The organism is Hymenobacter sp. UYAg731 (assembly GCF_054061335.1).
Genome location: NZ_JBSSEC010000004.1, coordinates 1 through 21,804, shown reverse-complemented (window position 1 = coordinate 21,804; position 21,804 = coordinate 1). Strand labels below are relative to the sequence as shown.

16 protein-coding genes are annotated in these 21,804 nt (G+C 63.2%); 6 read left to right on the top strand and 10 right to left on the bottom strand.

Going from position 1 to position 21,804, the window contains the following annotated elements:
• Positions 1–240 precede the first annotated feature (240 nt).
• Positions 241–936 carry a hypothetical protein gene (locus tag ACVWYF_RS12120; RefSeq protein ID WP_457068266.1) on the top strand — a complete coding sequence of 232 codons (696 nt, stop codon included), beginning with the start codon at positions 241–243 and terminating at the stop codon, positions 934–936.
• Positions 937–1,046: 110 nt separating this feature from the next.
• Here ACVWYF_RS12120 and ACVWYF_RS12115 read toward each other — a convergent pair whose 3' ends face one another.
• Positions 1,047–4,121, bottom strand: coding sequence for an FG-GAP-like repeat-containing protein (locus ACVWYF_RS12115; protein ID WP_457068263.1), 3,075 nt, complete (start codon positions 4,119–4,121; stop codon positions 1,047–1,049).
• Positions 4,122–4,319: 198 nt separating this feature from the next.
• Between ACVWYF_RS12115 and ACVWYF_RS12110 the strand changes: the two genes are divergently transcribed.
• Positions 4,320–4,928 carry an efflux RND transporter periplasmic adaptor subunit gene (locus tag ACVWYF_RS12110; protein ID WP_457068260.1) on the top strand — a complete coding sequence of 203 codons (609 nt, stop codon included), beginning with the start codon at positions 4,320–4,322 and terminating at the stop codon, positions 4,926–4,928.
• Between the two features lies 1 nt (position 4,929).
• On the opposite strand, the gene bglX is transcribed toward ACVWYF_RS12110, so the two are convergent.
• The 9 genes from bglX to ACVWYF_RS12065 all read right to left on the bottom strand — a co-directional run bounded on the left by bglX (position 4,930) and on the right by ACVWYF_RS12065 (position 19,248).
• Entirely contained in the window at positions 4,930–7,236 is a 2,307-nt protein-coding gene (bglX, locus tag ACVWYF_RS12105) for a beta-glucosidase BglX (protein ID WP_457068258.1), read from the bottom strand.
• Positions 7,237–7,302: 66 nt separating this feature from the next.
• On the bottom strand, positions 7,303–8,655 hold the full coding sequence (locus tag ACVWYF_RS12100; RefSeq protein ID WP_457068256.1) for a glucoamylase family protein: 1,353 nt from the start codon (positions 8,653–8,655) through the stop codon (positions 7,303–7,305).
• Between the two features lie 136 nt (positions 8,656–8,791).
• Positions 8,792–10,345, bottom strand: a complete 1,554-nt coding sequence (locus tag ACVWYF_RS12095; protein WP_457068254.1) for a RagB/SusD family nutrient uptake outer membrane protein — start codon at positions 10,343–10,345, stop codon at positions 8,792–8,794.
• Positions 10,346–10,354: 9 nt separating this feature from the next.
• Complete coding sequence (locus tag ACVWYF_RS12090; protein WP_457068252.1) at positions 10,355–13,654, bottom strand: SusC/RagA family TonB-linked outer membrane protein; 3,300 nt, start codon at positions 13,652–13,654, stop codon at positions 10,355–10,357.
• A gap of 131 nt (positions 13,655–13,785) precedes the next feature.
• Positions 13,786–14,829 (bottom strand): FecR family protein, encoded by a 1,044-nt coding sequence (locus ACVWYF_RS12085; RefSeq protein ID WP_457068249.1) that lies wholly within the window; start codon positions 14,827–14,829, stop codon positions 13,786–13,788.
• Between the two features lie 140 nt (positions 14,830–14,969).
• Positions 14,970–15,581: a sigma-70 family RNA polymerase sigma factor gene (locus tag ACVWYF_RS12080; RefSeq protein ID WP_457068247.1), complete on the bottom strand. Its 612-nt coding sequence runs from the start codon at positions 15,579–15,581 to the stop codon at positions 14,970–14,972.
• A gap of 377 nt (positions 15,582–15,958) precedes the next feature.
• Positions 15,959–16,582: a helix-turn-helix domain-containing protein gene (locus ACVWYF_RS12075; RefSeq protein WP_457068245.1), complete on the bottom strand. Its 624-nt coding sequence runs from the start codon at positions 16,580–16,582 to the stop codon at positions 15,959–15,961.
• Between the two features lie 11 nt (positions 16,583–16,593).
• The gene (locus ACVWYF_RS12070) at positions 16,594–16,971 is read right to left on the bottom strand and encodes a cupredoxin domain-containing protein (RefSeq protein ID WP_457068243.1); all 378 of its coding nucleotides are present in this window, start codon (positions 16,969–16,971) and stop codon (positions 16,594–16,596) included.
• A gap of 12 nt (positions 16,972–16,983) precedes the next feature.
• Positions 16,984–19,248 carry a heavy metal translocating P-type ATPase gene (locus ACVWYF_RS12065; RefSeq protein WP_457068240.1) on the bottom strand — a complete coding sequence of 755 codons (2,265 nt, stop codon included), beginning with the start codon at positions 19,246–19,248 and terminating at the stop codon, positions 16,984–16,986.
• Between the two features lie 424 nt (positions 19,249–19,672).
• On the opposite strand from ACVWYF_RS12065, the gene ACVWYF_RS12060 reads away from it, so the two are divergent.
• From ACVWYF_RS12060 to ACVWYF_RS12045, 4 genes are all read left to right on the top strand, one after another.
• The gene (locus tag ACVWYF_RS12060; protein ID WP_457068238.1) at positions 19,673–20,134 is read left to right on the top strand and encodes a hypothetical protein; all 462 of its coding nucleotides are present in this window, start codon (positions 19,673–19,675) and stop codon (positions 20,132–20,134) included.
• A gap of 129 nt (positions 20,135–20,263) precedes the next feature.
• Entirely contained in the window at positions 20,264–20,425 is a 162-nt protein-coding gene (locus ACVWYF_RS12055) for a hypothetical protein (protein WP_457068236.1), read from the top strand.
• Between the two features lie 186 nt (positions 20,426–20,611).
• Positions 20,612–21,235 (top strand): helix-turn-helix domain-containing protein, encoded by a 624-nt coding sequence (locus tag ACVWYF_RS12050; protein WP_457068233.1) that lies wholly within the window; start codon positions 20,612–20,614, stop codon positions 21,233–21,235.
• 64 nt (positions 21,236–21,299) lie between these two features.
• Positions 21,300–21,635 carry a four-helix bundle copper-binding protein gene (locus tag ACVWYF_RS12045; protein ID WP_457068230.1) on the top strand — a complete coding sequence of 112 codons (336 nt, stop codon included), beginning with the start codon at positions 21,300–21,302 and terminating at the stop codon, positions 21,633–21,635.
• Positions 21,636–21,804: the final 169 nt, after the last annotated feature.

Genomic DNA, 21,804 nt, shown 5'->3' with positions numbered 1-21,804 from the left:
GAGCCCCGGAATCCGCATTCCGTCCTTACGGGAGGTTCCCCGAGGCTCGGAATCCGGATTCCGTTATTCGGGGAAATCCTCCGGCTTCGGAATCCGGATTCCGTTATTCGGGGAAATTCCCCCGGCTTCGGAATCCGGATTCCGGGGCCGGAGGAGTTTTGCGGGCAGGGGTGGGACAGGGCTTGGATGTTGCGGGAAATCAATAGCTTTGGGGCTCACGAACCCCTCTCGATTTCCACAATGGATTCTACTGCTACCACCACTCCCAGCGTTGCGGCACCAGCTGTACACCGCACCCCACTCATCCCCCGCGACCAGAATGAGAAGGCCGACCTAGCCGTGCGCCTGGCCCAGGCCTGGAAGCTGAACCCCCAGCTCACCTTCATCTGGACCACGCAGGCGGCCTTCGAAGCCGTGGCCAAAGCCTTCCAGAAGGTTATTCTAGACAAAGCGGCCGTTGACGTGCTGCGCCCCGCCCTCACGCTGAGCCTCGGCGAGGCCGACGATAAAATCGCCGAAGGCCTGCCCTACCTCAAAGCCGCCCTGCTCACCAAATTCAAAAAGGGCAGTGACAAGGCCATGTACCCGCAGTTCGGCATCATCAGCCGCAATAAGGGCTACGACCTGCCCAAGGGCCAGACCGAGCGCCGCGATGCCCTGGGCCTGCTCGTGAAGGCCCTCGCCACCCACGTCCTCACGGCCGGCGACTACGGCCTGGATTTCTGGCAGCCCATCGAAGCCGCTTACCGCACGGCCACCCAGGAGGCCAAAGCCCACGAGTCGGCCACGGGCACCCTCATGGGCACCAAAGACACCCTCGAAACCCAGGTCGACAAGGTGCTCAGCAAGATGCTGGTGCTGCTGGAGGCCCAGTACGACGCCGCCGAGCTGCCCGCCAAGCGCCGCGAGTTGGGCTATCTGAAAGAGTATAACTAGGAGCGCGGCTGCGTTTGTGAATGGGGTTTCAGCGCACCGCAGTCATTAAAAAAGGCCCTGCCAATTCCGGCAGGGCCTTTTTTAATGACGCCACTGAGCACCGCGCGTCGCTACTCGATAACCACGCGCTGGGTGATGGGCGGCTGTCCTGTCACTTGCACCACCAGCAGGTACACGCCCGCCGCCAGGCCTGTGGTGGGCACCGTGGTATCCGTGCCGCTGAAGGCTTGGGTGCGCAGCGCCTGGCCCAGTAGGGTGCGCAGGGTGAGGGTGGCGGCCAAGGCCTGCTGGGCCAGGCCCACATGCAACACCCCGCCGGCCGGGCCGGGGCTGGGCCAGGTGGCGAAGCCGAGCTGGGCGGCCCGGGGCACGGCCGTAGCCGTAGTGGTGCCGTTGAACGTCACGCGCCACCCGAAGGGGGCTTGGCGAACGGTCACCAGGTCCAGGTCGCCGTCGCCGTCGAGGTCGCCAAAGCTGGCCTGGTAGGCCGCGCCAAACGCTAGCACGGGGCCAAGTGTGAACACGCCCCGGCCATTGTTCAGAAACAGCTGGCCGCCCGATTGACCACCCGTTACCAAGTCCGCATCGCCGTCGCCGTCCACATCGCCCAGGGCCACGGCAAAGCCGGTGGCAAAGACCGGACCGGCCGCAAATTCCCCCGCCCCGTTGTTGAACCAGATGCTGCCGCCGATGGCTAGGTCCGCGTCGCCGTCGCCGTCCAAATCGTGCAGCAGTACATCGTCCAGGTTGCTAACCGGGCTGAAATCGGTGCCGGTGGTGAAGTTGCCGAACCCATCGTTGAACCCTTTGATGAACCGGCTGCGAATGCTGCCCACAAAATCCAGGTCGCCGTCGTTGTCCAGGTCGGCCAGCGCCGCGCCCGACATGGGCGCGGGAAAGTTGGTAACGGCCGGATGAAAAATCGCGGAGCCGTAGAAATTGCCGTGCCCGTCGTTGAGGCGCACCATGCCGTTCACCACGTCCAAGTCGCCGTCGCCGTCCACGTCGCCGAGCGTGAGGGCTCCTTCAATGAGGTTGGCCACGCCGCCGCCCGGGGCAAACGTGCCCGTGCCATCGTTCAGGTACACATTGTTGGCCAGCACCAGGTTGTTGACGGTGGAGTAAGTTTTGCCCACAAAATCCAGGTCGCCGTCGTTGTCCACGTCGGCCAGGTCGAAGAACGGCGCCCCAACCGTGGCCCCAAGCAGCGGCGTGGGGGCCCCAAAGGTCCCGTTCCCGTCGTTGCGCCGCACCAGCAGCGGGGACCAGTACCCGGTCGGCATAACGAAGCTGGTCACCATATCCAGGTCGCGGTCGCCATCGATGTCCACCAGCCGCAGGGTGTAGGGGAAGCCCGTGTAGCTCAGGTCGGCGCTGGGGCCGAACTGGCCGGTGCCCGTGGCCGCCGTGGTGAACTGCCACACGTAGGGCCGCGCCAGGGGGATGCCGGCCGCGCTGCGCGCCGCTTTGGTTACGGTAACATTCACGGTTTCGCCGGGCAAAAAGGCTGTGGCCGGCGCAAAGCTGAGCGCCGCGCCGGCCACAGCAGCTGCCCCCGCCTTGCGGCCCCCCGTGCGGCTGCTGAACACGCGCAGCGCCCCCGTGGTGCCGGCCGCCGCGCTCATGGGCGTGCCGAAAGTGGCCGTGGCGCTGCTGGTGCGGGCCGCCGTGAGGGCATTGCGAAGCGGGGCCACGGCCGTTACGGCATACGGGGCCGGGGCATTGCCGCCGTTGCGCAGCAGCACTACGTCGCCCTGGTCGTTCACCACCACCAGGTCGGCATCGCCGTCGTCTTCAATGTCAGCTAGGGCTATAAAGGCGGCGTTGGCATCCAGCGTCAGACTCGGGACGGGGTTGGCCGCGAAGGTGCCCGCGCCGTTGTTGAGCCATATCGTGGCCTTGGCCGGGAACAACTGCAGCACCAGCAGGTCGAGGTCGCCGTCGCCGTCCACGTCGCGGGTTTCAATGTCCCTTAGCTCGGAAGGCACGGCCAGCGCCGTGCTCGCGCCGAAGACGCCGGTGCCGTTGTTGAGGCACACGGCCACCGAATAGGTGGTGCCGTTGGTGTCGGCCACGAAGAGCAGGTCCAGGTCGCCGTCCTGGTCCACATCGGCAAGGTGCAGCGCCCGCGAGGGCCGGGTGCCCGCCCCAGTCACGGAGGTGCCGGTGGCAAAGCTGGTGGCCGGGCCGTTGTTGAGGCGCACCGCCACGGTGCTGTTGGTGATGTTGGAATACAGCACGTCCAGGTCGCCGTCGCCGTCCACGTCGCCCACCGCGATGGCGGCCACGCCCAGCGACTGCGCCGAAATAAAGGGCCCGGTAGAAAAAACGCCCGCGCCGTTGTTCAGGCGAATGTCGACGCCGCTGAGCTTGGCCTGGGCCACCAGGTCCAGGTCGCTGTCGCCATCCACGTCCACCAGCACAAAGTCGTCGGGGGCCACGCTGCCCCCGCTCACGCTCACGGGGCTGCCAAAGCTGCCGCTGCTGTCGTTGCGGCGCACGGTGTAGAACCCTGGCGTGGTGTACGACACGGTGGCTTCCAGCGTCACCAAGTCCAGGTCGCCGTCGCCGTCCACATCCCCCAGCTTGGCATTTCTAACGCTGTTGCTTATCGGAATATCGGCTGTGCTGTAATACTCGCCGGTGCCGTCGTTCAGGCGAATGCTGAGCGCCCGCGCATGGCCGGTGAGCAGGTCAATGTCGCCGTCGCCGTCCACGTCGCCCATCGCCAGACTGACCGCATCTGTGGGCACGCTGATAACACTGCCCCCGCTAAACCCGCCCGTGCTGGGCGTGGTGGCCGCCGTGAGTTGCCACACCTGGGGCCGGGTCAGGCGCTGGCGGCTGGCGTCGCGGGCGGCCGTGTCGAGGGTGGCCCACACCGTTTCGCCGGCCTTGAAGCCCGCGGCCGGGGCAAAGGCGAGCCCGTTGCCGCTGAGCGTGGCCGTGCCCGCTTTCTTCCCGCCCGCCTGGCTGCTGAAAACGTGCAGCGCCCGCGCAGAGCGGGCATCCAGCGGCTGCGAGAAGGTGGCACCCACGGCGGCGGCGCGGGCCACCTGGCCATTGCGGGTCGGCGTCAGGCCGGTGACGGTGGGCTGGGCGGCCACCGCAGCACTCAGCAGGCAAAAAGCCGTTGTCAGGAAGGGGCCGCGACGACGGATTGAAAAGGGTAGCAAATGCGTCATAAAAAGGAAAAGAAGTAGCTAAATCTCCGCTAATGTAGCAGAAAGCACACCCTCGCAGTGAGCGTGTTCAAGGAGCCGCAAGGAAGCATGTGGTTTTGGCTGCCCTGGCGGTAAGGCCTCCTTTTACGTATGAGAGTAACACCAGCCCGCTGAGTCCGTTCTTTGCGTCGTTTCAGCCTTCATGGTCCAGTTCACTTTATGAAAAAACCACTCCTCATTGCCCTGGTCCTGTTGTTAATTGTGGCCGCCGTGGTGAGCCGCCGCTGGTGGTGGAAATCCACGGATGAGGTTGCGGCCCTGGCCGCCGGCCCCGCGCCCGCCGCTGTTGTGCCCGATTCGACGGTTATCGTACTCACGGGGCGCGTGGGGGCTGGCGGTACCGAGCCGGTGCTGGCCCATAAGCGCGGCCGCATCCGCAACGTGTATTTCAGCCCCGGCGAGTACGTGCGCCGGGGAGCCGTGATGGCCAAGCTGGCCGACTACAACTTTGTGACGGCCCCGCACGACGGCTTCCTGGGCGAGCGGCAGGTAACGGTGGGCCAGTACGTGACGCCCGCCACCGTGGTCAGCTCCATTTCGAAGCATGGCTACCTGCAGGTGCCGGTGGGCATCATGGCCAAAAAAGCGTCCCACGTGCAGCCCGGCGACTCGGTGCGCGTGTGGGCCACCAGCCGGCCCACCCGTGTGGTGACCGGCGTGGCCGCGCCCGCCACCGACACCACCGGCGGCATCACTCTCGAAATCCGGCTGCCCTCCCGCGCCCCGCTGCGCCTGGGCGAGGTGGCCAGCGTGCAACTGAAACGCTAGGCTACTTCGCCGCCAGCTTGAAGGTGGCCATCTGCACGTCGCGCGAGTTGCCGCCCACCATCACCTGGAAGTCGCCGGGTTCGGCGGCGAATTTTAGGTCGTTGTTGTAGAACTTGAGCGCGTCGGGGGCGAGGCGGAAGGTGAGGGTTTTGCTCTCGCCCTTTTTCAGCAGCACTTTCTGGAAGCCTTTCAGCTCCGAAACCGGGCGTGAGATAGAGCCTACCATATCGCGCAGGTAGAACTGGGCCACTTCCTCGCCGTCCATGTTTCCGGTGTTCTGCACGGTCACGCTCACGGTCAGGGTTTCGGCCGGGCCGATGGTGGCTTTGCTTACCGTGGGCTTGCCGTAGGTGAAGCTGGTGTAGCTCAAGCCGAAGCCAAAGGGGTAGAGCGGGTCGTTGGGCGCGTCGAGGTAGCGCGACTTGTACTTGTCGAGCTTCACGCCGCCGTAGGGCCGGCCAGTGTTTTTGTGGTTGTAGTAAATGGGCTCCTGACCCACAGTCAAGGGGAAAGAGGCCGTGATTTTACCGCTCGGGTTGTAGTCGCCAAACAGCACGTCGGCGATGGCATTGCCCGCCTGCGTGCCCGCAAACCACGTTTCGAGGATGGCGTCGGCGTTCTGGTTTTCCCAGGGCAGGGCCAGCGGGCGGCCGTTCATGAGCACCAACACCAGCGGCTTGCCGGTGGCTTTCAGAGCCTTGAGCAGGGCCAGCTGCTGGCCGGGCAGGCCGATGTCGGCGCGGGCGGCGGCCTCGCCGGTCATGCCCTGGCTTTCGCCTACCACGGCCACTACCACGTCGGCGGCCTGGGCCACCTGCACGGCTTCTTTTATCATGTCCTCGGTGCTGCGTTTATCCAGCTCCAGCTCGCCGCCGTGGGCTTGCAGGCGGTCCAGCATCTGCTGGTCGTCGGCGATGTTAGCGCCCTTGGCGTAGGTGATTTTGAGGCCGGGCGCGGCGGCACGCAGGCCCTGCTCCACGGATACAGCCTGGTGCCAGTCGCCGGCCCCGCTCCAGCTGCCGATTACGTCGCGCTGCCGGTTGGCCAGCGGGCCGATGAGGGCGATGCTGCCGGTTTTCTTCAGTGGCAGGGCGCTGCGCTCATTCTTCAGGAGCACCATGCTGCGGCGGGCAATGTCGCGGGCGGCAGCGATGAATTCGGGCTTCATCAGGGTGCTGGTGGCGCGCTCGGCGCTCACCTTGCGGTAGGGGTCGGTGAAGAGGCCGAGCTTGTACTTGGCCTCCAGAATGCGGCGGCAGGCGGCATCGAGCTGGGCCGGGGCCACCGCGCCGGATTTCAGGTTCAGGGCGGTGTATTTCAAGAATTCCTCGCCCACCATGTCTTGGTCGATGCCCGCGTTCAGAGCCAGGGCCGCTACTTGCTCGGCATTGCCCATGCCGTGGTCAATCAGCTCGGGGATGGCGGTGTAGTCCGTGGCCACGAAGCCCTGGAAGCCCCATTGCTTGCGCAGCAGGTCGGTCATGAGCCACTTGTTGGCGGTGGCGGGCGTGCCGTTGATGTCGTTGAACGACGACATGACGGAGCCCACGCCGGCATCCACCGCCGCTTTGTAGGGCGGCAGGTACTCGTTGTACATGCGCTGCTTGCTCATGTCGGTGGTGTTGTATTCGCGGCCGGCCTCAGCGGCCCCATATAGGGCGAAGTGCTTGAGGCAGGCCATGACGCTGGTGGCGTTGGTGAGGTCGTTGCCGGGGCCCTGGTAGCCGCGCACCATGGCTTCGGCAATGCGCGAGCCGAGGTAGGGGTCTTCGCCGGCACCTTCCGAAATGCGGCCCCAGCGGGCGTCGCGGGCAATGTCCACCATTGGCGAGAACACCCAGTCCAGGCCGTCAGCTGAGGCTTCTTCAGCCGCGATACGGGCGCTCTGCTCAATGGCTTTCAAATCCCAGCTCGCCGAAAGGCCCAGCGCAGTGGGAAAAATGGTGCGGTGCCCGTGAATGACATCGTACCCAAACATGAGCGGAATATGCAGCCGCGACTCCTTCAGGGCCATTTCCTGGAGCTTACGCACGGCAATTGGCGTGTAGGTATTGAACACGCCGCCCACTAAGCCCTTGCGGATGTTGGCGTCCACGTCCTTGCTCACCACCGGCCCGGTCACATCAAACCCTACGGACACAAGGTTGAGCTGGCCGATTTTTTCCTCCGTCGTCATCTTCGCCATCAGGCCGTCGAGGTACTGCTTCATCTTCTGGTCGGAAGTGGAGGCAGCAGGGGCGGGCTTTTTCTGGGCGTGAGCGGCGGGAGTCAGGGCGAGCGCGAGGAGGAGCAGGGGAATTCGTTTCATGCGGAAGAGCGGTGTAATGGGAGTTTTCAGCAGGATAAGCCGGGTATTTTATAGATGTTCAAAAAACTACTTCTTCAGCGCCGGGCTCTCAAAGCCTAGCTTGCCCAGGCCGCGCTGCACGTCGGGCGAGCTCATAAAGAGCTTCCACAAAAGCCCCGTCCGATAGTTCTCAATCATGCCTACGATGGGGCCTTGGTCAATAGCCAGGTAGGATTTCGCCTGCCAGTCGTGCTCCTCGCTGAAGCCGTCGACAAAGCCGTATTCGCCCCAGATTTTATCGCCGAGGTCGAAGTAGAAATGCTTCAACGCCTTCATCGATTGCTCGGGCGTGTAGGGGAAGGCCGAGAGCGCGGCGGTGGGCGAAATCACGCTCAAATCCTCCTTGGGGTTGTGGGCGGCGTAGCCCTGGTAGCTGTCCGAGGCGGTGAGGCCCCAGGTGTTGGGACCGTAGCCTTTGAAGTGCTTGGGGTTCTCGACGCAGTACTGGTAGTTGATAAGCGTGTGGTTCTGATTTTGCGTCCAGTAATCGGCGTACTGGTCTTTGAGGCCGTGGGGGTTCAGGCCCAGGAAGGAGTAGTGCGTGAAGAACAGCGGGCCGCCCAAATCCGGCCCCAGCGGCAGCTTGATGCCGTAGTATTCCTTGCCGTTCTTGAACTCCGGCCCCACGGCCCAGCCCTGGTCATACACGGGCTTGTCGATGGCGTATTTCGGCGACGACGCGGCCAGCACGTAGGTTATCAGGCACTCGTTCCAGCCGTGAATCTGGTGGTTCATGCTCCAGCCGTTGTTGGGGCTCCAGTGCCAGTAGATTACGTTCTGGCCGCCCTGGGTTTGCCAGCTCCACTCCACGTTTTCCCACATCCAGCCAATGTGGTTGCGCAGGTCGCGCTCCACGGCGCTTTCGCCGGTGAAGTACTGGCGGGCGCAAATCAGGCCTTCCATCAGGAAAGAGGTTTCCACGATGTCGCCGCCGTCATCCTTCGCCCCGAAGCGGATGACCTTGCCCGTTTCCCCGTTCAGCCAGTGCGGAAATACGCCGTGGAACTGGTCGGCTTTTTCCAGGAAGCGCACCATTTTGTAGATGCGCGTGGCGGCCTGCTCGCGGGTAATCCACTTGCGGTCGGCGGCCACCACAATGGCCATGATGCCGAAGCCCGTGCCGCCGGTGGTCACCACCTCGTTGCCGTAGTCGTAAGCCACGTTGCTGCGCTCGCGGGCCATGCCCGAAACCGGGTGGCCGAAATCCCAGAAGTAGCGGAAGGTCTGGCGCTGCACGAGGTCCAGCAGCTGGTCGTCGGTGAGGGTGCGGGGGCGTTGGCGCGGGTCGAAGGCGGTGGGCTTTTTGGGCGCGGGCTTTTGCTGGGCCTGGCAGTAGCCGGGCAGCAGAAGCAGCGCGAGGAGCAGGATTTTTGCGTTCATAGGTCAGCATGATTGAACGTCATGCTGAGCGTAGCCGAAGCATCTCGCTCGCTTCTTTGCAATGGTATTTGATTACTACTGCACGCGAGATACTTCGGCTACGCTCAGCATGACGTTCTTGAATTAGCCCCAGCGCCTAGTACCCCGGGTTCTGCTTCAGCAGGCCACCGCTCAGGTCAATCTGCGGCTGCGGAATGGGGAATAGCTCATTCTTGCCCTTGGTAAACGTCTTGCCCTGGGCCGCAAACAGCGGCACGATGCGGCCCGGCGTCACGCTTTCCTGGCGCACGAGGTCGAAGTACCGGTCGTGTTCCAAAGCCAGCTCCACGCGGCGCTCCAGCCAGATGTTGGGCACGGTAGCAATGCGCGAGCCGGCCGTGAGCCCGGCCCGCACGCGCACGGCGTCGAGGTCGGTTTGGGCGGCGGCGGCGTTGCCCAGCTGGGCGGCGGCTTCGGCGTGAATGAGCAGCACCTCGCCGTAGCGCAGGATGCGGATGTTCTTGGGCAGGAAGTCGTTGTTGCCGCAGTTGGCTTCCTTGGTGCGGCTGTGGTAGGCCTTGTAGCTATAGCGGAAGTTCTCCACCGAGTCCTTGCTCGGGATGCGGAAACCGTCCCAGAGCACGGTGCCCGTGGAGCGCTGCCCGGCCGGTGCCGTGGGCTGAATGAAGATGATGCTGCCGGCCTTGCGCACGTCGCCGGGCTCGTAGGCATTGGCCAACTCGATGGTCGGGTTGTTGAAGCCGAAGCCCAAATCGGCCCAGCCACCGCGCCCGCCGGAGCGCGGCCCCTGGCTCACGGTGTAGAGCTCCACGGCCGAGTTGTTGCACGCCGCGTTGATGCCGGTCTGCACCTCGAATATCGACTCGACGCTGTTGGCCCCGGCCGTGCGCCAGATGTCGGCGTAGGGAGTAAACAGGCCGTAGGTGCCCGACTTGCCCTTCACGATTTCATCGGTCAGGTCGTAGGCCTTCTGGTAGTTTTTCTGGTAGAGGTACACCTTGGCCAGCATACCCTGCGCGGCGGCCTTGGTGGCGCGGCCCACGTCGGTGGCGCTTTTCAGGGGCAGGTTGTCCACGGCAAACTGTAGGTCGCCGATGATGAAGGCGTAGATGTCGGCCGCCGTGGCGCGCTGCTTAAACTCCGGGCTGTTGGCTTCGGAGGGCAGCGGCACGCGGTCGAGCTTGGGCACGCCGCCAAACAGGCGCACCAGGTTGAAGTAAAAGTAGCCGCGCAGGAAACGCACCTCGCCAATCAGCCGGTTCTTGGTGGCGGTGGGGGCGGTGCTGAGAGGGATTTTATCGAGGGCCTGGTTGGCGGTGGAGATGGCCTGGTAGTAGCCCTTCCAGCTGTTGTTGACGTTGCCGTTGGCCGAAGTCAGCGTGAGGTTGTCCACGGCCAGTGCGTCGCCGTAGTCGGTGGGCGTGCTGCCTTTGTCGGAATCGTCGGAGGCAATATCGGTGAGGATGACGAATTGCAACCCGTGTACATCGGAGCCGAAACCGCCCAGGTACATGGAGTTATATACGCCGTCGACCAGCTTCTGGGCCGTGCCGGGGTCAATGGTATCACCGCTGAGCTGGCCCTGGGGCGGCACGTCGAGGTAATCTTTGCAACCACTGGCCACGGCCAGCGTCAGGGCCAGCGCGGCCGTGCCGGCGCGGCGGGAAATGGCGGAGAAATGAGGTTTCATCGGCGTAGCTTATTTGAAGTTAACGTTCAGCCCCAGGGTCACGGTGCGGCTGGTGGGGTAGGAGCTCAGCTCGATGCCCGAATCGAGCGGGCCGCCGGGCAGCTCCGGCGTAAAGCCGGTGTATTTCGTGACCGTAAACACGTTCTGGGCGGCCGCAAACACGCGCACCGAGGCCAGGTGGGCCTTCTCAAGGGCCGTGCCGGGCACGGTGTAGCCCAGCACCAGGTTGGTGAGGCGCAGGTAGGAGCCCGATTCCAGGAAGTACGTCGAGTTCGGCATGCCGCTAACCAGCGACTTGGGGTTGGTGTTGGACGGGTTGGCGGCCGTCCAGCGGTCGGCGGCGAAGCTGGCCTCCACGTTGTTCTTTACATCGTTGCGGACCCGCTTCTTGGCATTGAAAACCTTGTTGTTGAGGTTGCCCGAGAACACGAACGAGAAGTCCACGTTGCGGAAATTCAGGCCGCCGTTGATGCCGAAATACACCGGCGGCTGGTATGAGCCGAAGAACTGCCGGTCATCCTGGTCAATCACGCCGTCGCCGTTGGTGTCTTGGTATTTCAGGGTGCCGATTTCGCGCGGGCCGACGTTGGACGTGGGCGAATTCTTAATTTCATCGGCGCTCTGGTACACCCCAATCACGTTGAGCAGGTAGAAGCTGCCGGCGGCCACGCCGTTGTCGGATTTGGTCACCAGATTGTCGCCCCCAAACAGGGCCTGCCCGCCGTTGAGGTTGGCAATGCGGTTGGTGTTGAAGGTCACGTTCGCGCCAATGTTGTAGCTCCAGTCGGTGCTGCTGCCGATGCTGGCGCGCCAGTTCAGGGCTGCTTCCACGCCCCGGTTCGTGATGTCGGCCGCGTTGGTAATGTACTGGCCATCAGGGTCGCCAAACACGGCTTGGATGTTCACTGGAATCAGAGCGTTGGTCGTGCGCTTGTCGTAGTACGTCACCTCGCCGGTCAGGTGGTTGTCGAGCAGGCCAAACTCCAGGGCCGCGTCGTACTCCGTGGTGGTTTCCCAATGCACGTTGCGGTCCTTAATCTGCCGGATGGCCGAGCCCAGCACGGGCTTGCCGTTGAAGACGTAGGGAATATTGGAATCCGTGGTCAGAATGTAGGTGTCGGCCGGAATCTGGTCGTTGCCGAGCTGGCCGTAGCTGGCGCGTAGCTTCAGGAAGCTCAGCGTCTTGTTATCGCGCAGAAAGTCCTCCTGCGAAATCACCCAGCCCAGACCCAATGACGGGAAAAAGCCCCAGCGCTGCGTGCTGTTGAACTTGGAAGTGCCGTCGTAGCGCAGGTTGGTGGTGAAGAGGTAGCGGTTGTCGTAGGCGTAGTTAATGCGGCCCAGCAGCGAGAGGCGGCGGTCCTTGGCGGCGGTGGCGTCGTTCGTGGCCGAGTTGGGGTCGCCGGTGTTCAAGTACCACAGGTTGGGGTCGGCGGGCACGTCCTTGCGGATGCCCGAAAACTGGTTGCGCAGGCCTTCCTCGGTCACAGTGCCGGCCAGCAGCGTCAGGTTGTGCTTCTCGTTGAAGGTGCGCTGGTAGGTGGCCGTGTTTTCCCAGAGGTAGCGGTAGCCGTTCACCTGGGTCACGGCCAACTGGCTTTGCGGATTGCGCTGCGCCCCGCCGGTAGTGAGGAAAGTGGTATTGTCGTTGGCGAACTGGTACTGGTACACGCGGCGGTTGTCGGCGTTCAGGTCCACGTTGATGGCCGAACGCAGCGTCAGGCCCTCCACGGGCCGCACGTCGATGCCGATGTTGCCCTGCAAGCGGTTTTCCAGCGACTTGTTGTCGGTGTTCTCAATGTCCAACACCGGGTTGCCAACGCCGCCAAAGGCCGACGTATTGCCGTACAATCCGTCCACCTTAGCCGGAATAATCGGGGCCGCCCGGTAGGCGTTGCCATACGCCGTGGCGATGTTCACGTCCCGCGTATCGGCGTGGCTGAACGAGGCGTTCGAGCTAATCGTGACCTTGTCCGACAGCATAAACGACGTGTTCGAGCGAATGGTCAGCCGCTGAAACTTGTTGTTAATCACCGTGCCATCGTCCTGCAACAGGTTGCCCGAGAAGTAGTACTTCACGTTCTCCGACGCCCCCGATACGGCCAGGTTGTGGTTCTGGTAGGTGCCGCGCTTCAGGATTTCATTGTACCAGTTGGTCGAGCCCGAATAGTCCGGCAGCACCGTCGTGGGCGCGGTGTCCTTCAGGTAGCTTACGTACTGGCCGGCATCGGCCATTTTCACTAAATGCGCCGCTTCTTTGAAGCCCGCCGTGCCGCTGTAGCTCAGCACCGGTTTGCCCAGCTTGCCCTGCTTGGTGGTCACGATAATCACGCCGTTGGCCCCGCGCACGCCGTAAATGGCGGCGGCCGAAGCGTCTTTCAGCACGTCAATTGTGGCAATGTCAGCGTTGCTCAGGTTGCGGATGTCGGTGGTTTGCACCCCGTCCACCACATAGAGCGGCTCGGCCCCGCCCAGCAGCGTGCCCGTGCCCCGGATGCGCACCTTGGGCTGCGAGTTCGGCGTGCCGTCGCTGATGATTTGTACCCCCGCAATCTTGCCTTGCAGGGCCTGGGTGGCCGTTTGCACCGGCTGGTTCACGATTTCGGTGCCCTCCACGCGGGCCACGGCCCCGGTCAGGTCCTGGCGGCGCTGGGTGCCGTAGCCCACCACTACCACTTCGCTCAGGGCCTTGGTATCGGGCACCAGCGCCACGTTGATGGTCGTCTGGCTGCCCACCACTACCTCCTGCGGTGTGTAGCCCACAAAGCTGAATACCAGCGTGGAACCCTCCGGCACGGCCAGCGTAAACTTGCCGTCAATATCCGTCTGGGCCCCGTTGGTCCCGCCCTTGATGACGACGTTCACGCCGGGCAAGCCCGCGCCTTTCTCGTCCACCACGCGGCCCGTTACGGTCGCATCGGCCCGGGTTTCATCGACCGTGGCCGCCAGCGCCGGCCGCAGAATAATGCCGTCGTCAATCACCTTGTAACTGATGTGCAGCGGCTCCAGCAGCTGCGCCAACAGTTGGGCCAGGGGCTGCCCCACGGCATCGACCGACACCCGCCGGCTGGCCCCGATGAGCTGCCGGCTGTACTGAAAATGCACGTTGGCCTGGGTTTCAATCTTGCTGAGCACGGTGGCCATGCGCTCGCCACGGGCCTGTAGCGTAATGGGCTGCTCCATGAGGGGCTGCCCCGGCGAGGCCTGCGCCGTGCCGACATTAGCCAGCAGGCAAAGTGCCAGCCCGGGCACCAGCGCAAACCGCTGGCAACGCCTCAGCAGCGGTGGGAATTGTAAGGGAGTAGGCATAAAGGGAAATGGTTTGGTGGGAATTAGTGAATGACGGTCCGGCGGCGTCAGCGCAGCTGCTCCGTAACAGTCCTGGAATCGATTGCGGAAGGTGGAAGCATAGGCAGCTGATTTAGCGGACGATGAAGGGGCTATTCGGCCTGGCAGGCTGGGCTGTGAAAACGGAGGTGGTCGCCGGCCTTTTCGTAGGTCGCGCCCAGTGTTTCGCAGATGATGTCGAGCTTCGCAAACAGGGGCTCGTTACCCAGGCTCAGGTTGAGGGTGCAGTTGCGCACCGCCGTTGCATCGTACTCAATGGGCACGCCATACGCCTTTTCCAGGGCCGCCAGCACCTCGGCCACCGGCCGGTCGGCGAACACGAACGACTGCGGGGCCAGCAGCGCCGGCTGCGCCACCAGCTCGCGGCGCAGTTGCTGCCCCCCCGCCGAGTACACGGCCTGCTGGTTGGGCAGCACCACGACGGTGGCCGCCGCCACGCCGGCCGGGGCGCGGCGCTGGCTCACCCGCACGGCCCCAGTCCGCACCTGCACCTGCACATCGGCCGGCCCGCCATACGCCTGCACCCGGAAGCTCGTACCCAGCACGGTAGTCACCACCTTATCGGTAAAGACCGAAAAGGGGTGGTGCCTGTCATGAAAAACATCGAAAAAAGCCGCGCCCGTGAGGTAGGCCTCGCGGCGGCCACTCCGCAGCATCCGCCGGTATCGGAGCGTGCTGGCTGGAGCCAGTATCACGGCGCTGCCATCGGGTAGGGCCACCTGGTTTTCGTAAGCTGACGGATTCGCGTAAACCTGCCATGCGGTCTGCTCTGTGGTAGCAGTGGGTGGGGTCGGGATAAGAGCGGCCCATTTCGCGGGCATGTGCGCCACCTGCAAGCCCACCAAGCCAGCGCCCAGCACTAGCGCGGCGGCCGCCGCCCAGCGCACCCGGGCTGGCCACGACGGCCACCCGCCCGGTAGGGCCCTCTGCGGCCCCGCATCCGGAGCCGTTTGCCGACTGATGCGCTGCCACACCGTGGCCATCAGCGCATCTTTTTCGGTGGGGGAGAGGTTGAACTGTTGCTCGGCCCCGAGGTGGCGATACCAGGCCTCAATGCGCTGCTCTTCCGCCGGAGTGCAGTTGCCTTCCTGGTAACGTTGCAGCAGCTGGCGGAATTCGGATTTGTCGGTGGCCATACCTCAGAAGTGGTGCTTGAAACAGTAGTCAACGAACCCGCCCGCACCCCTAAACCCGCCAAAAATAATTCTGCATTCAGGCAGCTATTTGTCCCAATGCTTTAAGTTATTAAACATACAATAAATTGACAAGCAATAAATTAACAAAATATCAACAAGGCCAGCACCACCAGAAAATCTTTCAGCGAAACGCGCAGCTGCTTCAGGGCGCGGGTGATGTGGTACTCCACGGCTTTGGTGGAGAGCTTGAGCCGGCCGGCAATTTCCGGCACGGTTTGGTGCTCCAAGCGGCTGAGTTGAAAAATCTCCCGGGTGTGGGTTGGTAGCAGGGTCAGGCCCCGCCGCAGGGCTCCGGCCAGGTCGGTGGCGGCCAGTTCCTGCTCGGTACGGTGGTCGGCGCGAGGGCCTTGGGCGCGGTAGTAGGTCAGGTAGTCGGCGTGGGTAAGCTTGGTTTTAATGAGGTTGATGACGCGGTATTTCACGGCCGTGCCCAGGTATTCGGGCAGCTTCTGAATATCAACTCCATCGCGCTTATGCCAGAGGGCGGCAAACAAATCCTGCACGATTTCCTCGGCCGCCTCGCGCGAACCCACTTTCCGGTAGGCCTGCTCAATCAGGCCAAAGCCATAGCGCCGGTATATCTCGGCAAAGGCCGGCTCACTTCCGCCGCGCAAGGCCTGCACCAAAGCCGCATCGTCCCAGCTGGTGCAGGGTTTCGGCTTTGATGGTGTTTCGTTGTCAGAGTATTGCATCGTCAGCAAATAAGCATAACAGCGCAGCCGAAAGTCCGCGCTGTCTTGACCGCCACAGCAGATACGAGCCAAGCGCCCTCAACGATAAAAGGGGGCGCTTGATTAAAGCCGGACCGGGCGGAATATTAACGATTTTTCCCTTAACCGAGCCGGCAGCCGCCATGCCTGGTAACTGGAGCGAAGCCACGGGAACCAGCTTCGGCCGTGGCGTATGGGCAGGCCACGGCAGCATGGGGTGGTCTAGTCAAAACCCACAGTGAGCTAAGGCAGGTTGATTTTCAGGTCTTGTCTCCGGCCCCGAAAATGCTGAGTTCGTCAGGCGCAAGATGCCACGCGGCTGGTGCCGGGCGCAAACCGGCAGATTTGCTGCCGCTTCCTCAAATCAGCGAATCCAGGCTGCGGCGGGCGTGGCTGGCCGGCCCCAGGCGCTGAAACTCGGTCGGGGTGAGGCCGGTCAGCTGCCGGAACTGCCGCGAGAGGTGCGCCGGGCTGCTGTAGCCTAGCCGTTGCGCCACCTCGGCCATGGGCAGCTCGCCGTAGCCAATCAACTCCTTGGCCCGCTCCACCTTCTGGCGAATGATGAACTTCTCAATCGTCAGGCCTTCGGAAGCGGAGAACAAGTGGGAAAGGTAGTGGTAGTCCTTCCCGAGGTGCTCGGCCAGGTAATCGGAGTAGTTGAGCAGGCGCGGGCCGTCCGGAGGGTAGTGAATCAGGGCGACCAGCAAGGTTTTGATGCGGTCCACGAGTTGGTCGCGCGCATCTTCCAGCAGCTCAAAACCCGCGTTGTGCAAGCGGCTCCGGACGGCGGCCAAATCGGGGGGCGCGCCATCGGGCATGGACACGTCGGCTTCGCCCAGTGCCACGCGATGCACCACCAGGCCCAGCGCCGCCAGGTCTTCGCCTACCACCCGGATGCACTGGGGACAGACCATGTTCTTAATCAGCAGCCGGTGCGAGCCCGGCGGCGGCAGAACATGAACGATACTGACGTCGGCTTTCATGGGATGCACCATTATTTCACCACTAAACTACCCCGCAGCATGCCCATGCCGCAGGTAAACGTAAATGTGCCGGCTTCTTTCGGCAGCAGCTCCACCAAGGTGGTTTTGAAAGCGGGCAGGTCGCGGCGGACGTTGAAATCGGGCATCAGCAGCTCCTCCGAGCAGCTGTTTTCCTCGTCGCGGTAAAAGCTCAGCTGCACGGGCTTGCCGCGTTCCACCTCGATGATATCGGGCGAGTAGCCGCCCTTCACGGTGATGGCCACTTCCTGCACGCCGCCGGAGGAGGAAACGGCACTGGCCGTCTGGCGGGCCGAAAAGAAGAAGTACCAGAGCACGAAGGCGGCCAGGCCCAGGCCGATGACGGTAACAATGATGGCGGTCGTATCCATAGGTAGCAATGATTAATGATTATCGAAAGAGCGCAGGCGCAGGGAGTTGCTCAGCACCGACACCGAGCTGAGGGCCATGGCGCCGGCCGCCAGCATGGGCGAGAGCAGAATGCCGAAGAAGGGATATAGCAACCCGGCCGCCACGGGAATGCCCAGCGTGTTGTAAATGAACGCGAAAAACAGGTTCTGCTTGATAGTCCGGATGGTCTGACGGCTCAGCTCAATGGCCGTCACCACGCCGTTCAAATCCGAGCGCATGAGCGTGATGCCGGCGGCTTCCATGGCCACGTCGGTACCCGAACCGATGGCGAGGCCGATGTCGGCCTGGGCCAGCGCCGGCGCGTCGTTGATGCCGTCGCCCACCATGGCCACGATGCGGCCCTCGCCTTGCAGCTCCTTCACCTTGCCGGCCTTATCGGCCGGGAGCACCTCGGCAAAGTAGCGCGTGATGCCCACCTGCCCGGCCACCTGGGCGGCGGTCTGCGGATTGTCGCCCGTCATCATCACCACCTCAATGCCCAGGGCCTGCAGCTTTTTGATGGCGGCCACCGACGTGTCGCGCACCGTGTCGGCCACACCGACCAGGCCCACCGCCTGCCCGGCCACGGCCACGTATAGCACCGTTTTGGCTTGGCTCAGCAATTGTTCGGCCTGGGCCGTCAGCTCGGGCGAGAGGGTAACGCCCTCGTCCGTGAGCAGGCGGCGGTTGCCGATGAGCACGGCCTGGCCGTCCACGGTGGCGGCCGCGCCCTTGCCTTCCACGGCCCGGAAGCCGTTGGCCGTCAGCTTCTCGCCGCCCTGCTCGTCGGCGTAGCGCACCACGGCCTCGGCCAGCGGGTGCTCGCTCTGCCGCTCCACGGCGGCTACCAGTTGCAACAGGCGCGGGCTGTCCTGACCGGGGGGCAAGAAGTCCGTCACGGCCGGCTCGCCCTTGGTGATGGTGCCGGTTTTATCCAGCAACACGGTGTTCACCTGGTAGGCCTTTTCCAGCGCTTCGGCGTTGCGAATCAGCACGCCGTGCTCCGCGCCCTTGCCGGTGCTGACCATGATGGCCGTGGGCGTGGCCAGCCCCAGCGCGCAGGGGCAGGCAATGATAAGCACGGCCACGAAGTTGACCAGCGCCAGCGGCAGGCGGGTATTCGCCGGGGCCAAATCAAACCAAATCACAAAGGTGAGAATGGCAATGACGACCACCGTAGGCACGAAGATGGCGCTGACCTTGTCGGCCAGCCGCTGAATGGGGGCGCGGCTGCCCTGGGCGTCTTCCACCAGCTTCACAATCTGCGACAGCATGGTATCGGAACCAACTTTGGTTACCTCAAAGCGAAAAGAACCGGTCTTGTTGAGCGTGGCCCCGAATACCGGGTCGCCGGTTTTCTTCTCCACGGGCAGGCTTTCGCCGGTGAGCATGGCTTCGTCCACGGCCGACTGACCTTCTGTAATGCGGCCATCGGTGGCCACCTTTTCGCCGGGCCGCACCACCACGATGTCGCCGAACTGCACCTGCTCGATGGGCACGTCCACTTCCGCGCCGTCAGACCGCACCACGCGGGCCATTTTGGCTTGCAGGCCGATGAGGCTGCGCATGGCGGCCGACGTCTGGGTTTTGGCCCGCAGCTCCATCACCTTGCCCAGCAGAATCAGGGCAATGATGGTGGCCGTGGTGTCATAATATACTTCCGGCATCAGGCCCCGGCTGGTGAAAAAGCCGGGTGCCACCGTCGCCGCCAAGCTATACAAAAAGGCCGCGCCGGTGCCCACCGCAATGAGCGTGTCCATGTTGGCCGACCGGTGTTTGAAGCCGTTCCAGGCCGACACGTAAAACTCGCGCCCGCTATACAGCAGCACTGGCAGCGTGAGCAGCAGCAGGGCATAGTTGAGCCACTGCACGTTGATGCGCTGCATCATCGCAGGCCAGAGCATCAGCATACTCAGGGGCATGATGATGACGACTAGGCCCACGGCCACCCAGAAGCGGCGCTTGAGCTTCTGATAAGCCAGGGCTTTCTGGAGGTCGATTTCGGCGGCACGCTCGGCGGCGCTGGTATCGGGGGCGCGCTCCATCACCCCGTAGCCGGCGTTGACCACGGCTTCTTTCAGGGTAGCAGTGCTGGCCTGGCCGGGCAGGTACTGCACGGTGGCCTTTTCGGTGGCGAAATTGACCAATGCGCTCTGCACGCCGGGGGTACGGCTCAGCGACTTTTCGACGGCCGACGCGCACGAGGCGCAGGTCATGCCTTCGATGTCGAGGGTTTCGGTTTTGGTGGCAGGTTCCATAAAAATCGGCGTAATAAGTGATTTTTGAGCAGTTTAGCCAACTGGCAAAAGTTCATAATCACTTTACAAAGGAACGGCTACCGAAGGGCGAAGTTGGTACTAAATACCGCCGCTAAATAGCATAATTTGACAGACGGTGCTGCCGCTCAGAACCGCCAAAATTCCGGGCCATTCCATCATTGCTATCCCGGACGAGTCTATGAAATTACCCCCTGCACTTGCATAATTCAGACAGTGACTAACCTGTAATAATAGCTTTGTTCCCTCGCAGAATGCCCTGAAACAGTCCGCAATGCCGCGTTGCCTTTCGATTTGCCGCTCCGGATGGCCGGCCGCCGGAACCCTTTGCGGGCTTTTGCGGTAAAGACACAGTCGTACTCTCTCCCGGAGATAAGCCTGTTTTTGCGGCTGCTTAGTGCCCGTTATGTTCCGTAATCTGTTCCCCTTCCGCCGTTTGCTGGCGACGAGTTTCCTGCTCGTCTTCGTCAACGTGTTCGTGGGCCAGTGCTGGTGCGCGACGGTGAACCCAGCACCGGCAGCCCCATCGATGGCGGCTAGGTGCCACCACGAAGTAGAGAAGCCCGCGCATCCGGGCTGTCATGGCCACGGGGCCGTGGTCGGGCACGATGGCCACCCGGCCAAGTCGACCCGCAACCACGACTGCTGTAAGGACAAGTCGGCCGCGCTACTCTCGTCGCTGACGGCGCCCGCGCAAAAGCATTTATTCATCGCTGCTCCGGCCGTGCTACCGATGGCAATAGCGTTTCACTTCCGGCCCCTGACTAGCCAGTGGGACCGCATGGCTACCGTGGTCCTGGTGCCGCCCCGGCACTTAAAGCCCAAAATACCCGACATCCGTATTTTTATTCGGTCACTGACTGTCTGATTGTTCCGACGCGCTAGGGCTCGCGCCGGCATAGCGCTGCTATGTCCGGGGCGGGCCTTTTCAGTTGCTCGTTTGCGTGGCCAGACTGCGCCCCTTCCACCCAACTTCCTGGTTTTTTTCTCCCTCGCAATGCAGCATTGCGGTCAGAAGGCTGGCGCGTCGTCCCCGCCTGGGCCGGGCCGTCGCGGGCTGTCCTACCGGCTCTACGCCGGGCTGGCTGCCGCGCGGGGCTTCGTGTGCTGGCAGCAGTGGCAGGCGTGGGCCCCACTGGGCTTTCAGGGCCTGTGTTAACCATCCATGACCGGTTTTTATGAAATGCTTTCTTGTTCCGCGGCTGGCCGTTGCCAATATTTTAACCGTTGCCAGCTGCTCTTCGGATACGTCAAATAGCAGCCCCATTAACACCGTGACCACGCCGACCAGAACCCGGTAGGCCAGGCATTTACTAGATTACCCATGTCTTCAGACCACTCCCTTATGCCCAATAATGCCGGCTGTGTGCTTTACATCAAGCACATGGTCTGTGCGCGGGGTGTCCGGGTGGTGCGGCAGGAACTGGAAAGCCTGGGCCTGCGGGTACTCGACGTGCGCTTGGGGGCTGCCACCGTGGCCGAAGCGGGGCCGCAGTTGGATTGGGCGCGCATCCGGGACGTGCTGGCCGTGGCGGGCTTTGCCCTGCTGGAAAGCCCCGAACAAGCGCTGGCCGACCAGGTGCAGCAAACAGTCGCCGCCCTGTTGCGCCGCGCCGATACGCTCCGGCACCGGGATTTTATTCCCACCCTGGCCCGAGAAATGGGCCTGGATAGCCGTCGCCTGCACGCCAGCTTCGCCCGCCTGCCTGGCCACGCCACCCTCATTAGCTACGTCACGGGGCAGCGGCTGGCCTACGCGCAGGAGCTGCTACTGACCTCAAAGCTGGACATCGGGCACATTGCCCGGGAGCTGGGTTACGGCAGCCTGGCGCACTTCTCTGCCCAGTTTAGGCGGTTTGCGCAGTGCTCCCCCTCCGCCTACCGCCAGCAGGAGGCAGCCCGGACCCAGCCCGCAGCCGCAACGCCAAATGATGCAAGCCCAGAAGAAATTGATGTAAAACCAGGTTGAGCACGACGGGTATAAGAAGGGGTAGCTCAGGCTCAACCCTTATTCACTTTTAACCCCTTCCCGCATGCACGCTCAAAACCAATCCCTGCTCGACGCCCTCAATGCCTGCATCGCCGCCTGCGAGCAGTGCGCCACCGCCTGCCTCCAGGAAGATGACGTCAAAATGATGGCCCGCTGCATCAGCATCGACCGTGACTGCGCCGACATCTGCGCCCTCACGGCCCGCTTCGTGGCCCGCGGCTCGGAACATGCCGCGCATTTGCTGAAAGAGTGCGCCGAGATATGCAAAGCCTGCGGTGATGAGTGCGCCAAGCACGGGGCCCACATGCAGCACTGCCAGGAGTGCGCTGAGGCCTGCCGCCGTTGCGAAGCAGCCTGCCGCGCCGGAATGGCCGCCTAGCTACTGCCCCGCCTTCATGCTTAGCAAAGCTTGGTCGTTCAGTGACCGGGCTTTGTCTGTCGTTTTTAACGGTGGTGGCTGTTGCAGAACCCGGGGTCGTAGAAGGGAGATGCAAGGCAAAAAGCTATTTCTCGACAAAGAAGTGACTCGTTTTCGGCTTTCCGAACGC

Bases quoted from the DNA above. Each gene is read 5' to 3' on its own strand.
- ACVWYF_RS12120 (WP_457068266.1), top strand. From the start codon at position 241: ATGGATTCTACTGCTACCACCACTCCCAGCGTTGCGGCACCAGCTGTA.
- ACVWYF_RS12115 (WP_457068263.1), bottom strand. From the start codon at position 4,121: ATGACGCATTTGCTACCCTTTTCAATCCGTCGTCGCGGCCCCTTCCTG.
- ACVWYF_RS12110 (WP_457068260.1), top strand. From the start codon at position 4,320: ATGAAAAAACCACTCCTCATTGCCCTGGTCCTGTTGTTAATTGTGGCC.
- bglX (WP_457068258.1), bottom strand. From the start codon at position 7,236: ATGAAACGAATTCCCCTGCTCCTCCTCGCGCTCGCCCTGACTCCCGCC.
- ACVWYF_RS12100 (WP_457068256.1), bottom strand. From the start codon at position 8,655: ATGAACGCAAAAATCCTGCTCCTCGCGCTGCTTCTGCTGCCCGGCTAC.
- ACVWYF_RS12095 (WP_457068254.1), bottom strand. From the start codon at position 10,345: ATGAAACCTCATTTCTCCGCCATTTCCCGCCGCGCCGGCACGGCCGCG.
- ACVWYF_RS12090 (WP_457068252.1), bottom strand. From the start codon at position 13,654: ATGCCTACTCCCTTACAATTCCCACCGCTGCTGAGGCGTTGCCAGCGG.
- ACVWYF_RS12085 (WP_457068249.1), bottom strand. From the start codon at position 14,829: ATGGCCACCGACAAATCCGAATTCCGCCAGCTGCTGCAACGTTACCAG.
- ACVWYF_RS12080 (WP_457068247.1), bottom strand. From the start codon at position 15,581: ATGCAATACTCTGACAACGAAACACCATCAAAGCCGAAACCCTGCACC.
- ACVWYF_RS12075 (WP_457068245.1), bottom strand. From the start codon at position 16,582: ATGAAAGCCGACGTCAGTATCGTTCATGTTCTGCCGCCGCCGGGCTCG.
- ACVWYF_RS12070 (WP_457068243.1), bottom strand. From the start codon at position 16,971: ATGGATACGACCGCCATCATTGTTACCGTCATCGGCCTGGGCCTGGCC.
- ACVWYF_RS12065 (WP_457068240.1), bottom strand. From the start codon at position 19,248: ATGGAACCTGCCACCAAAACCGAAACCCTCGACATCGAAGGCATGACC.
- ACVWYF_RS12060 (WP_457068238.1), top strand. From the start codon at position 19,673: ATGTTCCGTAATCTGTTCCCCTTCCGCCGTTTGCTGGCGACGAGTTTC.
- ACVWYF_RS12055 (WP_457068236.1), top strand. From the start codon at position 20,264: ATGCAGCATTGCGGTCAGAAGGCTGGCGCGTCGTCCCCGCCTGGGCCG.
- ACVWYF_RS12050 (WP_457068233.1), top strand. From the start codon at position 20,612: ATGCCCAATAATGCCGGCTGTGTGCTTTACATCAAGCACATGGTCTGT.
- ACVWYF_RS12045 (WP_457068230.1), top strand. From the start codon at position 21,300: ATGCACGCTCAAAACCAATCCCTGCTCGACGCCCTCAATGCCTGCATC.